The 12974-nt window shown below is 62.0% G+C and carries 14 protein-coding genes; 7 read left to right on the top strand and 7 right to left on the bottom strand.

What is annotated here, in order from left to right:
- Positions 1–16: 16 nt before the first annotated feature.
- Entirely contained in the window at positions 17–262 is a 246-nt protein-coding gene (hfq, locus tag EJ066_RS23865; RefSeq protein WP_006202172.1) for an RNA chaperone Hfq, read from the top strand.
- Positions 263–1654 (top strand): GTPase HflX, encoded by a 1392-nt coding sequence (gene hflX, locus EJ066_RS23860; protein ID WP_126042297.1) that lies wholly within the window; start codon positions 263–265, stop codon positions 1652–1654.
- 6 nt (positions 1655–1660) lie between these two features.
- Here hflX and mazG read toward each other — a convergent pair whose 3' ends face one another.
- The 3 genes from mazG to opgC form a co-directional block, all read right to left on the bottom strand.
- Positions 1661–2485 carry a nucleoside triphosphate pyrophosphohydrolase gene (gene mazG / locus EJ066_RS23855; protein ID WP_126042295.1) on the bottom strand — a complete coding sequence of 275 codons (825 nt, stop codon included), beginning with the start codon at positions 2483–2485 and terminating at the stop codon, positions 1661–1663.
- 84 nt (positions 2486–2569) lie between these two features.
- Positions 2570–3754 carry an amino acid aminotransferase gene (locus EJ066_RS23850; protein WP_126042293.1) on the bottom strand — a complete coding sequence of 395 codons (1185 nt, stop codon included), beginning with the start codon at positions 3752–3754 and terminating at the stop codon, positions 2570–2572.
- A 132-nt stretch (positions 3755–3886) separates the two neighbouring features.
- Positions 3887–5044, bottom strand: coding sequence for an OpgC domain-containing protein (opgC, locus tag EJ066_RS23845; RefSeq protein ID WP_126042290.1), 1158 nt, complete (start codon positions 5042–5044; stop codon positions 3887–3889).
- A gap of 435 nt (positions 5045–5479) precedes the next feature.
- On the opposite strand from opgC, the gene EJ066_RS23840 reads away from it, so the two are divergent.
- Genes EJ066_RS23840 through EJ066_RS23830 form a run of 3 tightly spaced genes read left to right on the top strand, consistent with a single transcriptional unit; the run spans position 5480 to position 7518 of the window.
- Positions 5480–5998 carry a sigma-70 family RNA polymerase sigma factor gene (locus EJ066_RS23840; RefSeq protein ID WP_245454969.1) on the top strand — a complete coding sequence of 173 codons (519 nt, stop codon included), beginning with the start codon at positions 5480–5482 and terminating at the stop codon, positions 5996–5998.
- 8 nt (positions 5999–6006) lie between these two features.
- The gene (locus EJ066_RS23835) at positions 6007–6780 is read left to right on the top strand and encodes an anti-sigma factor (RefSeq protein WP_126044025.1); all 774 of its coding nucleotides are present in this window, start codon (positions 6007–6009) and stop codon (positions 6778–6780) included.
- Positions 6781–6801: 21 nt separating this feature from the next.
- The gene (locus tag EJ066_RS23830) at positions 6802–7518 is read left to right on the top strand and encodes a Bax inhibitor-1/YccA family protein (RefSeq protein ID WP_126042286.1); all 717 of its coding nucleotides are present in this window, start codon (positions 6802–6804) and stop codon (positions 7516–7518) included.
- Positions 7519–7772: 254 nt separating this feature from the next.
- Here the strand turns inward: EJ066_RS23830 and EJ066_RS23825 are convergent, their stop codons facing one another.
- Positions 7773–8684 (bottom strand): agmatinase, encoded by a 912-nt coding sequence (locus EJ066_RS23825; protein ID WP_126042284.1) that lies wholly within the window; start codon positions 8682–8684, stop codon positions 7773–7775.
- 266 nt (positions 8685–8950) lie between these two features.
- Positions 8951–9646 (bottom strand): TetR/AcrR family transcriptional regulator C-terminal domain-containing protein, encoded by a 696-nt coding sequence (locus EJ066_RS23820; RefSeq protein ID WP_126042282.1) that lies wholly within the window; start codon positions 9644–9646, stop codon positions 8951–8953.
- A gap of 188 nt (positions 9647–9834) precedes the next feature.
- On the opposite strand from EJ066_RS23820, the gene EJ066_RS23815 reads away from it, so the two are divergent.
- Positions 9835–10323, top strand: a complete 489-nt coding sequence (locus EJ066_RS23815; protein WP_126042280.1) for a RidA family protein — start codon at positions 9835–9837, stop codon at positions 10321–10323.
- A gap of 266 nt (positions 10324–10589) precedes the next feature.
- On the opposite strand, the gene EJ066_RS23810 is transcribed toward EJ066_RS23815, so the two are convergent.
- Positions 10590–11537 carry a homocysteine S-methyltransferase family protein gene (locus tag EJ066_RS23810; RefSeq protein ID WP_126042278.1) on the bottom strand — a complete coding sequence of 316 codons (948 nt, stop codon included), beginning with the start codon at positions 11535–11537 and terminating at the stop codon, positions 10590–10592.
- Positions 11538–11779: 242 nt separating this feature from the next.
- Here EJ066_RS23810 and EJ066_RS23805 point away from each other — a divergent pair, with 242 nt between their 5' ends.
- Entirely contained in the window at positions 11780–12439 is a 660-nt protein-coding gene (locus tag EJ066_RS23805; RefSeq protein ID WP_126042276.1) for a TetR/AcrR family transcriptional regulator, read from the top strand.
- 62 nt (positions 12440–12501) lie between these two features.
- Here the strand turns inward: EJ066_RS23805 and EJ066_RS23800 are convergent, their stop codons facing one another.
- Positions 12502–12972 carry a YbaK/EbsC family protein gene (locus EJ066_RS23800; protein WP_126042274.1) on the bottom strand — a complete coding sequence of 157 codons (471 nt, stop codon included), beginning with the start codon at positions 12970–12972 and terminating at the stop codon, positions 12502–12504.
- Between the last annotated feature and the right edge of the window lie 2 nt (positions 12973–12974).

Here is a 12974-nt window from a genome sequence, read left to right as displayed (position 1 = left end):
GCGAAAGACAAGAACAATGGCGGAACGATCGCAGAATCTTCAGGACCTGTTCCTGAATTCAGTTCGCAAAAGCAAAAACCCACTCACCATCTTTCTCATCAACGGCGTGAAGCTGACCGGTGTGGTCACTTCGTTCGACAATTTCTGTGTTCTGCTGCGTCGCGACGGCCATTCCCAACTCGTCTACAAGCACGCCATTTCCACGATCATGCCGAGCCAGCCGGTTCAGATGTTCGATGGCGAGGAAAGCCAGGGCGCCTGATTGGCACGCAAGAAAGACGCGGACCGTAGCGTTCGCGAAAAAACAGCATATCAGCTGGGGGCGGAAGCCGAAGGCTCGACCCGGGCCGTGGTCATCGTACCCGTGCTCACCCGCCAGCCGCGCGGCGACGAAGATACGAATCGTCCGCGCCTGATGCGTTCCGCCGAGGCCCGCCACGACGAGGCGGTTGGTCTGGCCCGCGCCATTGACCTCGACCCGATCCATACCGCGGTGGTGACGGTCAATGATCCGCGGCCTGCGACCTTGCTCGGCAGCGGCAAGGTTGCGGAGTTCGCCGAGATCGTCAAAGAGGGCCATGCTGAACTGGTTATTGTCGATCATCCGCTGACGCCGGTGCAGCAACGCAATCTCGAGAAGGAATTGAACGCCAAGGTGCTGGATCGCACCGGGCTGATCCTCGAGATCTTCGGCGAGCGCGCACGCACCAAGGAAGGCACGCTGCAAGTCGATCTTGCGCACCTCAACTATCAGAAGGGCCGGCTCGTGCGAAGCTGGACCCACCTCGAGCGCCAGCGCGGCGGCGCCGGATTCCTCGGCGGCCCCGGCGAAACGCAGATCGAGTCGGACCGCCGTGTCCTGCAGGACAAGATCAACAAGCTGAAGCACGAGCTGGAAACCGTGCGGCGCACCCGTGACCTGCACCGCGCCAAGCGCAAGAAGGTGCCTTTCCCGGTGGTGGCGATCGTCGGCTATACCAACGCCGGCAAGTCGACGCTGTTCAACAGGCTGACCGGAGCAGGGGTGCTGGCCGAGGACATGCTGTTTGCCACGCTCGATCCGACACTGCGTCGGGGGCGACTGCCGCACGGCACGCCGGTCATCCTTTCGGACACCGTCGGTTTCATTTCAGACCTGCCGACGCATCTGATCGCGGCGTTCCGGGCCACGCTGGAAGAAGTGGTCGAGGCCGATCTCGTCATCCATCTGCGTGATATTTCGGATCCCGACACGGCAGCCCAGGCCGAGGATGTCGAGCGCATCCTCGCCGATCTCGGCGTCGATGCCGGCGACACCAAGCGCGTCATCGAAGTGTGGAACAAGATCGACCGGCTCGATGAAGGCAACCGGGCGCGGTTGCTCGCCGACGGCATCGACGGGAAGAAGGCACCACCGATTGCCATATCGGCCGCCACCGGCGAAGGCATCGATGTGCTGAAGGCGATCATCGAGGCAAGAGTTTCAGGCGACCTGGAGACGCTGACCGTCACGCTCAAGCCTGACCAGCTTGGACTCGTCGACTGGCTCTACCGCAATGGCGACATCGTCTCGCGCGCCGACAATGAGGATGGCAGCTTGACCATCTCGCTTAAGGCCACGCAAAGCGCGCGCGAAGAGGTCGAAAGCCGATTGAACCGTAAAAACAACGGGTAATCGCTGTTACTTCGCGCTCTTGGCTTGCTGCCAAAGCACCTCCATCTCGTCCAGAGTCGCCTTTTCCAGCGTGTTTCCGGACGCTTCCAGCGCTTGCTCGACATGGTGGAACCGCGACCGGAATTTCTCGTTGGTGCCGCTGAGCGCCGCTTCGGAATCGACCTTGAGATGACGTCCGAGATTGACGACGGCAAACAGCATGTCGCCGAACTCGTCCTTGATCGAAGCCGTATCGCCCTTGGAAAGAGCCTCGCGCAACTCGCCGATCTCTTCCTCGATCTTGTCTAGGATCGGCGTGGCCTCGCTCCAGTCGAAGCCGACGCGAGCCGCTTTTTCCTGCAGCTTGAGCGCCCGGGTCAAAGCGGGCAGGGCGACCGGAATGCCGTCCAGAAAACCCTTGCCGTGATCCTCCGGATCGTGCCCGCGGGCGAGGCGAGCGTTTCGCTTTTCCGCCTTTTCCTCGGCCTTGATCTTCTCCCACATGCCCTTGGCCATGCCGGCGCTGCGCGCCTTCTCGTCGCCGAAGACATGCGGATGGCGGCGGATCATCTTTGTGGTGATGGCCTGGACCACGTCGCCGAAGGCGAATTCACCGGCTTCCTCGGCCATCTGTGCATGGTAGACGACCTGCAGCAGAAGGTCGCCGAGCTCGTCGCGCAGATCGTCCAGGTCGCCGCGCGCGATGGCGTCCGCCACCTCGTAGGCTTCCTCGATCGTGTAGGGCGCAATCGTCGAAAAATCCTGCTCGATGTCCCACGGACAGCCGGTTTCCGGCGCCCGCAGCGCCGCCATGATTTCGATCAGCCGGGAAATGTCTTTCGAGGGTTTCATCTGCCGAATGTTATCGTGCGCCCGGCCGCCCGGCCAACGCCGTCGGACGGCGAGGGGCGATTGTCCACAGCGTTGCGCAGCCCCTCAATCGAGTACGGAGACGATCGCCTTGGCGAGCGCGTCCATCCCGTCTTCCGGCAGGCCGGCGACGTTGATGCGGCTGTCGCCGACCATATAGACGCCGTGCTCGGCGCGCAGCCGTTCGACCTGTGCTTCGGACAGGCCAAGCCGGGAAAACATGCCGCGATGACTGGCGACGAAATCGAAGCGGTCGGAATTGGACTGCCGCCGCAGCGCTTCGGCGAACTGCACCCGAAGCCGCAGCATGCGCAGGCGCATCTCCTCGAGCTCCGCTTCCCAGTCGGTGCGTAGCGTGGCGTCTTCAAGCACGATGCGCACCGCGGCCGCGCCGTGGTCCGGCGGCATCGAATACATGGCGCGCGCAGCCGACAGCATCTGGCTCATTGCCACATCCGCCTGCGCGCTGTCTTTTGCCAGGATCATCGCCGCGCCGACGCGGTCACGATAGACGGCAAAGTTTTTCGAGCAGCTCGAGGCGACGACCATTTCCGGAACTTTCGCTGCCAGCAGGCGCAAGCCGGCGGCATCGGCGTCCAGGCCTTCGCCAAAGCCCTGATAGGCAATGTCGACAAAAGGCAGGAGGCGGCGATCGACGACGAGGTCGGCTATTTCAGCCCACTGCGCGGCGTCCAGATTGGCGCCTGTCGGATTGTGGCAGCAGCCATGCAGCAGCACCACGTCGCCGCTCTTGGCGGTCGCCAGCGCGCTCATCATGTCCGCGAAGCGAACAGCACCTGAGGCAGCGTCGAAATAGGGGTATTCGCGTATCTGCAGGCCGGCGGCGCGCATCACCGGCATGTGGTTCGGCCATGTTGGGCCCGACAGCCAGATCGTCGCGTCGGATCGCGTCCTCTTGAGCAACTCGGCCACCAGCCGCAGCGCGCCGGAGCCGCCGGGCGCCTGCGCCGCGCGGATGCGCGTCATGTCGGCGGCCGGACCGAAGGTGAGCCTCGCCATCGCAGCATTGAAACCGGTATCACCGGCGAGGCCGAGATAGGTCTTGGTATCCTGGTTCTGCAGCAATCGCTTTTCGGCCTCGCGCACGGCGCGCATCACCGGCGTCTTGCCGTCGCGATCCTTGTAGACGCCGACCCCGAGGTCGACCTTGTCGGGGCGGGGATCGGCGCGATAGAGGCCGATCAAGGCAAGGATCTTGTCGGCTGGGGCAGGCTGGAGGTCTTCGAACATCGGCGCGGTTCCGTTTGCGGCGGAGTGATACGCAAATCGGTCGTGCTGCGCTAGCGGTTTCATTTGCGCCAGGCTGAAAAGCGCCAGACCGAGCAAATGCGGGTTTCCGCATGTCAACTGGTCGACGCCGTTCTATGGCGCCGGCGTTAGGGCAGCAGACGGCAAGGCGGCGACAGGTTGCAGCTTCTTGCCGCCCCACCCGATCCGCGGCAACCATTCGAGGTAATAAGCGAAGCCGAACTGCAGCGCGATGCCTGTCGAGATCAGGATCGCGTCATAAAGAAGCCCGCCTGGGCTGACGACCTTCATGACCTGCGCGATCATGGCGAGGATCGTTCCGGCGACGAAAACCGGTAGCGAATGCTTACCGAGAACCGCGAGCGGGTGGCTGGGACCCGTCTTCGCCAGGTTGGAGAGCGCCGGGATCGACACGATCAGATAGGTGATCGCCAGAATGTGCATAAGCCGCGACAGCGACAGGAATGTCTTGTCGAAGCCGGTCAGCACGGTAGGCAGGCCGGAGGCCGTCTCGACGCCCCACAGTGGCAGCCGCACCCAAATCAACGCGCCGACCAAATACCCGACGGCCGCGCTCGCCATCATCCAGTTGAAGCGGATTTCGCCGCCGCGCTTGACGTGCAGCATGCCGGCGATCCCGATGACGAACAGAAACTGCCAGGAGAGCGGATTCAGGAACCAGAAGCCGTCGTCGCCGGGATAATTCGAAGGCGCGATCTGGAAAATGCCGGCGATGAGCCAGAGGAGAGCGGAAGCGGCAAGCATCAGGCGCAGGCTGAAAGTGCCGATCCACAGGAAAAGCGGCATCATCAGAAGTACGACGGCATACATGGAAAGAATGTTGTTATAGCCGATCTGATGGCCGAGCGTGGCGATGCCGAGCAGCGCTTCCGGCGTGTCCTCGATGATCATCTGGATGTTGATCAGCTTCAAAAGATCGGGCCGCGAGAAATGCAATGCAGCCGCCGAGAAGATCGCCAGCGTCGCCATCGTGGTCATGATGTGGGTGACATAGAGAACGCCGGCACGCCGCCAGGCCTTCAGGGTGATGAGCAACCGGTTCCCCGGCTGGAACTTCAGTCCGTAGGCGAGCCCAACGGCAATCCCTGAAATCAGCACGAAGGCTTCGGCCGAATCTGAAAAGCCGAAATTCTTGTGCGTGAAATACTCGAAGATCGTCCCCGGCACATGGTTGACGAAAATCGTCAGCAGCGCCAGCGCGCGGAAGACATCAATGCGGGTATCCCGCTGGGCTGGCGTATTGTTTGTCATGTTGGGTCTGTAACTGGTTGAACGAGGCGGGCTCAAAAAGAACCGTCGGCGAAGCAACGTCGGCGGTGAATGTTTCCAGCCTATAACGCGCAAGTGCCCCGAAAATGATGACATCTTCACAGTTTTCCGCGTCACAAATTAATTCAGGTGTAAACATCGAATCCTGGTCGATCTCTCCGCCCGGACATTGTGAACTACGCCGTCAACCCGGCAGCTGGCTGGCGCGACGCGATGGTGACCGCCGTCCAGATGAGGGATATCTTTGGGGTCGGCCCAAGCGATGATGGGGAGGGTTGCACGGGGATGGGAGCCTGAGCCCACCATACGGGACCCAGGCCTCCTGCACGGGGTAATGTTGAACTTCCCGATCGCAAAAAAACTTAAGGAGCGGGATTAAAACCTGCCATGCTCCGTAAACAGGACATGAGAGGGTCGATGCCACGCTTCGATATCATAGGACAGCTTGGTTCCCTGCGGCGCTACGCGCGCTCGCTGACGCGCGACAGCGTCGAAGCGGAGGATCTGGTGCATGACGCGCTGGTGCGTGCCTACGAGCGGCGCGGCACCTTCCGATCCGGCGGGAACCTGCGCGCATGGCTGCTGTCGATCGTCCACAACGCGTTCATCGACGGCTTACGGTCCCGCAAGGCTGAAGCGGCGCGTATCAAGCAGGCCGAATATCTTGCCGACGCCAGTATGCAGGCCCCTCAGGAGCATTCCGTCCGCCTGGCACAGGTGCGCGAAGCCTTTTTCAAATTGCCGCAAGAGCAGCGCTCGGCGCTGCATCTCGTCGTCATCGAGGGACTTAGCTATAGCCAGGCGGCCGAGGCCAGCGGCGTGCCGCTGGGAACGCTGATGTCGCGCATCGGCCGGGCGCGCGCGGCGCTCCGCGAGATGGAGGACACGTTGCCGGCGGGAGCGAAAAGCCACCTCAGGATCGTGGGAGGCCCGTGATGTCCGTGATGAACGAACTGCGCGACCCGGTGACCGATGCCGACCTCGACGCCTATGTCGACGACCAGTTGGACGTTGCCCGCCGCATCGAGGTCGAGGCGTTTCTTTCCGCCCGTCCGGAGGTGGCCGCGCGCGTGATGTCCGACCTCAGGACGCGCGACGAACTGCGCTTGGCGCTTGCCGGATCCAAGGGCATGGCGCGGCCGGCAACGGCCGATGCGGCACGGCGGCTGGAACGGGGGCTGGCCCGGGGCCGCGTTTTAGGCACGTTGCAGCGGGCAGCGACGGTCGCAGTCCTGGTGGCCGCGGGCTGGTTGGCGAACGGGATCGTCGGGCCGATATCGGTGACGAAAGTCGTCGCCTCGACCCAGCCGCCTGTCTATCTGGAAGAGGCGATCCGGGCACACAGGACGACGATCATGCGCGAGGCCATGTCATCGCAGCTCGAAACGCCGAACTACAATGCGAACGAAATCCGCGCTGCCACGGCGATCGTCATGCCATCGCTGCCGAAGGACTGGAAGGTCCGTGACGTGCAGATCTATCCGTCGCAGTTCGGCCCAAGCGTCGAGATGGCTGTCGAAACAAGGGACCTGGGGCTGATCTCGCTCTTCGCGATCAGGCCCGGAACGTTCGACGTGGTCCAGCCGACCATCGTTCCCTCGGATGAAATTTCCTCAGCTTACTTCCAGGTCGGGGAGGTCGCCTACGCGGTCGTCGCTCGAAGCGATGTCCGCGACCTCGATCGCGCCGCAGAAACGCTCGCCAAAACGCTTTACTGACCCTCACCAAGGAGAATCCGCATGAACACCCCCAACCTAGGATACCGCTCGGGCGTCGGAGCCCAAGCCGGAGCCGTCTACGACGAAGGCCTGCGCCAGCATATGCTGCGCGTCTATAACTACATGGGCATTGGCCTCGTCGTTACGGGCGTGATCGCCTTCGTGGTGGCTTCCACGCCAGCCCTCTACGTGCCGATCTTTTCCAGCCCGTTGAAGTGGGTGGTGATGCTGGCACCGCTCGCCTTCGTGCTCTTGTTCTCGTTCCGGATACAGACGATGTCCGCGGCCGGCGCTCAGGCGATGTTCTGGGCGTTCTGTGCGGTCATGGGCCTGTCGCTGGCCTCAGTGTTTCTAGTCTTCACCGGCACCAGCATCGCGCGCACCTTCTTCATCGCCGCCACCATGTTCGGCGCGACCAGCCTTTACGGCTACACGACCAAGCGTGATCTGACCCAGTTCTCGTCCTTCCTGATCATGGGCCTGATCGGCGTGGTGATTGCCAGCCTCGTCAACATCTTCCTCGGCTCGACCGCGCTCCAGTTCGCCATTTCGGTGATCGGCATCGCCGTCTTCATCGGGCTCACTGCCTGGGACACGCAGACGATCAAGGAGCAGTATGCGGAAAATTTCGGCGCGGAATCGCAACAGAAGCTCGCCGTCTTCGGTGCATTCTCGCTCTATCTGAACTTCGTCAACATCTTCCAGCTGCTGCTGAACTTCACCGGCGAGCGCGAATAGCCGCGTCAGAGGTTTTGGAGCAGCGACATGCAACGAAACAGACTTGAAGCGCGTCGCGGAAATCGCCGGCACCACGGGCGGAGGAGGGGGGCTCCGACGGGGCCGACGATTCCGGTTTCAACGATGGCGGTGATTTCGGCGATGTCTGACAGTGCGCGGTGCGGGTGGGGCCGGTCTTGGACCTCCGCCACCCGACTGCTTCGTTTGGAACGGCGACTGTCCGCCCGCCTGCGCGAAGAGCAGGAAGCCGGGTTTCAAACCTGCCGGACGATGGTGCCGATTACATTGACGAGAAGGCGCGCGGCGGTCAGGGCCGACAGGCCGTCGATGTCGGAGGGAGGATAGAGCTCGACAAGATCGAATCCTGCGATCCTGGCCCGCCTGCCGACGCCCGCGATCAGGTCGATCACCTGCGTATAGGTGAGGCCTCCGGCCGTACGTGCCGCCACGCCCGGCATGATGCCGGGATCTAGGCCGTCGCAGTCGAGGGTGACGACGACCCGCACTCCTTCCGGAATATGCCGGAGAGCGGCTTCGACGCCCTGAGCGTGAACTTCGCGGGCGGTTACGAAGCGGCTGCCATAGCGCCGCGCCGCTTCAATCTCGGCGAGGCGTGCGCTGCCGACGCTACGGAGGCCGACCTGCACCATGCCGGCGACATGCGGCATCTCGCTTGCCCGGCGCATCGGGCTTGAATAGCCGTGGTGTTCGCCATGCACCTCGTCGCGCCAGTCGATATGGGCGTCGATCTGCAGGATCCAGACCGGCCCGTGATCCGCAAAGCCGGCAAGAAAAGGTATGACCACGGAATCGTCGCCGCCGAGCAGGATCGGTACGGCCGGCAATGCCAGCGCCTCGCACGTCTTTGCCTCGATCCGGGCCCGGTTGCCGACATTGTCATGCATGGTGGTCGGGATGTCGCCGGCATCGATGCAGCAGGCCGGCTTGCCGTCGAACAGCGGACCGCCGAGATCGAAATCCCAGTGCTCGACGAGCGCGGCATCGTCCTGGCTCGCAGCGCGGATGGCGTCGGCGGCCAAGGCATAGCCGCTGCTGTCCTTGCCGGGATAAGTGCTGCCATGACCGGCTCCGAAGATCACCGCACGGGGCATGCGGCCATCGGCGAGGCGATCGGGAAAGCCGAGAAAGGAAGGTGAGGCGGTCATTTCTTGATGGTCTTGATGAAACTACAGTGTTGAACGTGCAGGATAGGGGTCATTTGCGGAAGGGCGGCAAAATCCTAAAGCGCGTCGCGTTTGAACGGATTCATGCGACGCGCTTTAAGTTCTTGTTTTTATGCATGTCGTTATCGCATAACCGCTGCACACTTTTGCGCGACATGCATTAGCCTGCAAGGTCGCAAGATTAATACAAAGTGCGCCAATCGACGTAAAAATCAGAGAGTCTTTCATCCGTTGCAGATCGCGCTCGCTCATCTTGGAGCGAGGCCATCAAGTAGGAAGGCGAGGCCTTTCCGGAAGGCGCCATCCCAATCGTTATCCAACAGCAGACGAGAGCGTTCGATTGTCGGGCAGCGTTCGCTGAGGCGTGTAAGGCGCTGCTGCGCGGCGGCCCTGTCATCGTCCGAGACGTCGAAGCTCGCCCGGGTGATGGTGGCGCCCATCACATAGTTCCAGAGCGACCATATCGCGACGTTCAGATCTGCGTCCGCTACGCCGGCTCTGGACAAGGTCATGCTCAGCAGTTCTAGGCGACCGAGGATGTTCGGGCCGAGCGCCCGGCGCGGCAGCAGCGATGCCGACCAAGGATGGCGCAGCATGCTGGCGCGCCAGTCTTCGAGCATATGAACGACTTCCTCGCGCCAGTCTTGAGACTCAACTATTTGGGGCGGTCCGCGATATTCGAGCACCGAGTCGAGCGCCAGATCAAAGACATCCTCTTTGTTGTCGACGTGCCAATATAAGCTCATCACGCCCGAGCCGAGGCGATCGGCCAGCCCACGCATCGTCAATCCGTCGACCCCTTGAGCGTCCAGCAGTTCTACCGCGGTCGCCACGATACGCTCCCGAGAGAGGGGCGGTTCACTGCGCGGCTCCTGCACGGGCTGGAGCCATTCACTTGTCTGTTGAGACCGTTTGCTCCGGGCGCCGCTACGTTTGGCTGCCATCCGTCTTCCTCACTGTTCAGAACGTCGATATTGACCGGCAACGTGACGAATGTCGATCTTGAACGCTTGACTCGTACATCGTACCATACGATGTATCGTACGTCGCACGAGTCATCGTATGGGTTAAAGTTCAGTCATGCCGGCCGCGGGGGTACGTTGTTCGCAGTCCGCAGAGCCAAGAGAAAATCATGTCACGCGCAATCAAACATCTGCTTATCGGAGGGCTAATCATCATGACCATGGGAGTTCCCACTGCGACCACAGCGAATGAGAATGATCTCAAGCTGACCATCGTCAATCCGCAAGGCCTCTACGATCCCGCCCCGAACGGCTACAGCCACGCCGTGATCGCTTCCGGCGGAGGTCGGATCGCCTACATCGCTGGCCAAGGCGGAGAAGACAGCACCGGCTCGCTGTCGCCCGATTTCGCGGTCCAGGTGGGACAGGCATATGCGAACCTGCGCACGGCGCTTGAGGGGATCGGCGCGAAACCGAATCAGGTCATCAAGCTCACGGTCTTCGTGGTCGATCATGACCAATCCAAGCTCGGGGTGCTGACCAGGCACGTCAAGGAAACGTTCGGCGAGACGCTGCCGGCGCAGACATTGGTGCCGGTACCGAGACTGGCGCTCGGCGGCATGCTGTTCGAGGTGGAGGCCGTGGCCGTGCTTGATTAGCGGGGGCAGTGCGTCGGAACAATCGGCATCGCCTTGCTCGGCCTGGTGCCTAGCTTTGTGCTCTTGCGCTTCTGGAAAACCGTGTGCTTGTCGGAATAGAACGAGTAGGGCGAACATTCCTGCTTTGCAGAATCACTCAGTCGCATAAGATAGATTATGGAACTGGCGTGTTCTTTGATGACGCTGTTTTTCAGCCCAACCGCAGTTCCTTGTTCTCAGCGGAAACTGCGGTTGGTAGCGTGGCGCCTCCTGGGACGCATACAGGTCTACGCTGCTTGCGGCACGCAGGCCTCGCAGATCGCCGCGATGTGCCGATGGTCGGTGCCGCAGCAGCCGCCCAAAATGCGCATGGTCGGAAATGAGTTTCTCAGCCTGCTGTAGCGTCGCCCGAGATCGTCCGGGTCGCCAGCGTCGAGTGTCCCAGATTCGTCCAGCTCGGCATGGCTTTTGGCCGAAGCGTTCGCCTTCACGCCATAGACTCGGTCGAGCCAACGCTCGCCCTTTTTCAGCGCCTGCATGAAATGCGTCGGATGTGCGCAGTTGATCATGTAATAGGCCGGCGCACCGTCCGTCGCGTCATCGACCCTGTCGATCGCCTCCCCGAGCGCCATGCCGGTCACCAGCTTCCCGTCCGTCTCCACGGTGAACGAGATCATGCAAGGCATGGCATGCGCCTTGGCCGCCCGCGCCACTCCGATTGCCTCGTTGAAATTGGTGAGCGTATAGGCCGCCACCATGTCGGCCTCGGTCCATGCGAAACTTTCGATTTGCGCCGAGTGGTAGGCTTCCGCCTCGCTGGCGTCCATCTTGCCCGCTTTGTAGCCGTCGCCGCGCGGTCCAATCGCGCCGCTGATGACGCACGGCGTTTCGGCGGTTTCGAACTCCTTGCGTAGATCGAGAAGAAGCTCGATCGAAGTCTCGTTGACGGCTCGGAGCGCTTCCGGTCCGTAACCGAGCAACGCTCCCCAATCGGGATTGGCACGCCACGTCGGCGTGTCGAGGATGAAGCCAGTCGCGCTTCTGCGCGCGATGGTCAGATAGCGGACGTAATATTCCTTGAGCCTCTGCCGGCCTTCAGGCGTTGCCATCAGCGTGAATGAAGCAAAATGCGGAAGGTCGAGACCTTCGTGAAAGATGAAGGTCGTTTCCATGCCGCCGTCGCTCAGGAATGTTCTGTTGGCGAGTTGCGGTAGATTTTGGCGGTACTTGGCCATGCTTGTCTCCAGTGCTAAGATAACACCGTGCCGCTTGGGTCGCGACCGGTTCGGAATGACCGGTTTTAGCAGCACGTGCCGCTGGTGCAGTAGAAGGCTTGTGGTCCGGTCGTCTACCGAAGCGGGAACCGCAGCAATTACAGTCGGATAGCCGTGCTTGGGCGGTCGTACTGCTATCGATGCTGATGTTTGCGGATGGGAAAACCATACCGCCGGTACAGTAAATTGGAGGGGATTCGGACATGCGCAAGGGTGCGGAAACGCGCGAACGCATTCTGGAGATTGCCGAGGCATCGGTGCTCGCCAAGGGGTTTGGCGCGACCTCCATCGAGGAGGTGATCGCCGAGGCCGGCATCACCAAGAGCGGCTTCTTTTATCATTTCAAGGACAAGAACGAACTCGCCCGCGCTTTGATGCTGCGCTACGTCGAGGAGAACGACCGCATCTTCGACGATGTGTTTCGACGCGGTCGGCAATTGTCCGATGATCCGTTGCAGTCTTTCCTGATCACCCTCAAGCTGCTAGCCGAGCTGATGGGTGACTTGCCGAACGGCCACCCCGGTTGCCTGATCGCGACGTTCACCTATCAGGAGCGCCTGTTCGATCGCAATGTTCGCGACATCGCCTCCGACGCCGTACGCTCCTGGAACGGACGGTTTCGAGATGCGCTGAACGAGATCGCGAGCGTTTATCCCGCGCGCGAAGGAGTGGACCTCGACGATGTGGCCAAGATGTTCTCCTGTGTGATCGACGGCGGCATCATCATGTCGCGGGGGCTCGGCGATCCCTGCGTGCTGGAGCGCCAGATCCTCGCCTTCCGCGCTTTCGTAAAGATGCTCTTCGCGCCGGCTGCGCCCAACGTCATGCTGCCGCCCGCGCCCACCGCCGTCGCCGCCGAATAGGCGTGCGTCGGTCGCGCGCTCTGCCGCCGAGCGTCGGGAAGCGGCATCAGGCGCGTTCGACGTCAGGCTGCCAGATTCACCACGACAGCGCGCGCCGCCCTGACCATGGCGCGTGGCTCGGCGGCGAACACCGCGTCATGCGCGCCGGCCGCTGCCCAGACGCGGTCGAAGCCGAGCAGTGCTTCGTCGGCGAACGCCGGGATCGCGACCAGATGGCCGATCGGGGCTACGCCGCCGATGGCAAAGCCTGTCTCGTCGCGGATCTGCCGCGGGTCGGCGCGCTTCAGCGGCTCGCCGGTCATCGCTGCGGCCTTGGCGAGATCGAGTTGGTTGGAGCCGGAAACCAGGAAGAGAAAAAGTCTGCCGCTGGTTTCTCCCTGGAAAATCAAAGATTTGACGATCTGTGCAACCGTGCAGCCGCATTGCGCGGCGGCTTCCGCGGCGGTGCGTGTCGAGGCGCCCATGCGCTTGATCTCGATATCGAGGCCTGCGTCGGCCGCTGCCTTGGTCACACGGTCAATGCTTCCAACCATGA

The organism is Mesorhizobium sp. M9A.F.Ca.ET.002.03.1.2, assembly GCF_003952365.1.
Taxonomy (GTDB): Bacteria; Pseudomonadota; Alphaproteobacteria; order Rhizobiales; family Rhizobiaceae; genus Mesorhizobium.
Note: the sequence above shows the minus strand (reverse complement) of the source record. Positions and strands in the feature narration are given on the sequence as shown.

Excerpts from the sequence above, each read along its gene's own strand:
- EJ066_RS23835 (WP_126044025.1), top strand. The coding sequence starts at position 6,007 with ATGAACGAACTGCGCGACCCGGTGACCGATGCCGACCTCGACGCCTAT.
- EJ066_RS23800 (WP_126042274.1), bottom strand. The coding sequence starts at position 12,972 with ATGGTTGGAAGCATTGACCGTGTGACCAAGGCAGCGGCCGACGCAGGC.
- hfq (WP_006202172.1), top strand. The coding sequence starts at position 17 with ATGGCGGAACGATCGCAGAATCTTCAGGACCTGTTCCTGAATTCAGTT.
- opgC (WP_126042290.1), bottom strand. The coding sequence starts at position 5,044 with ATGACAAACAATACGCCAGCCCAGCGGGATACCCGCATTGATGTCTTC.
- EJ066_RS23825 (WP_126042284.1), bottom strand. The coding sequence starts at position 8,684 with ATGACCGCCTCACCTTCCTTTCTCGGCTTTCCCGATCGCCTCGCCGAT.
- EJ066_RS23815 (WP_126042280.1), top strand. The coding sequence starts at position 9,835 with ATGTCACGCGCAATCAAACATCTGCTTATCGGAGGGCTAATCATCATG.
- EJ066_RS23830 (WP_126042286.1), top strand. The coding sequence starts at position 6,802 with ATGAACACCCCCAACCTAGGATACCGCTCGGGCGTCGGAGCCCAAGCC.
- EJ066_RS23850 (WP_126042293.1), bottom strand. The coding sequence starts at position 3,754 with ATGTTCGAAGACCTCCAGCCTGCCCCAGCCGACAAGATCCTTGCCTTG.
- EJ066_RS23810 (WP_126042278.1), bottom strand. The coding sequence starts at position 11,537 with ATGGCCAAGTACCGCCAAAATCTACCGCAACTCGCCAACAGAACATTC.
- EJ066_RS23820 (WP_126042282.1), bottom strand. The coding sequence starts at position 9,646 with ATGGCAGCCAAACGTAGCGGCGCCCGGAGCAAACGGTCTCAACAGACA.
- mazG (WP_126042295.1), bottom strand. The coding sequence starts at position 2,485 with ATGAAACCCTCGAAAGACATTTCCCGGCTGATCGAAATCATGGCGGCG.
- EJ066_RS23805 (WP_126042276.1), top strand. The coding sequence starts at position 11,780 with ATGCGCAAGGGTGCGGAAACGCGCGAACGCATTCTGGAGATTGCCGAG.
- EJ066_RS23840 (WP_245454969.1), top strand. The coding sequence starts at position 5,480 with ATGCCACGCTTCGATATCATAGGACAGCTTGGTTCCCTGCGGCGCTAC.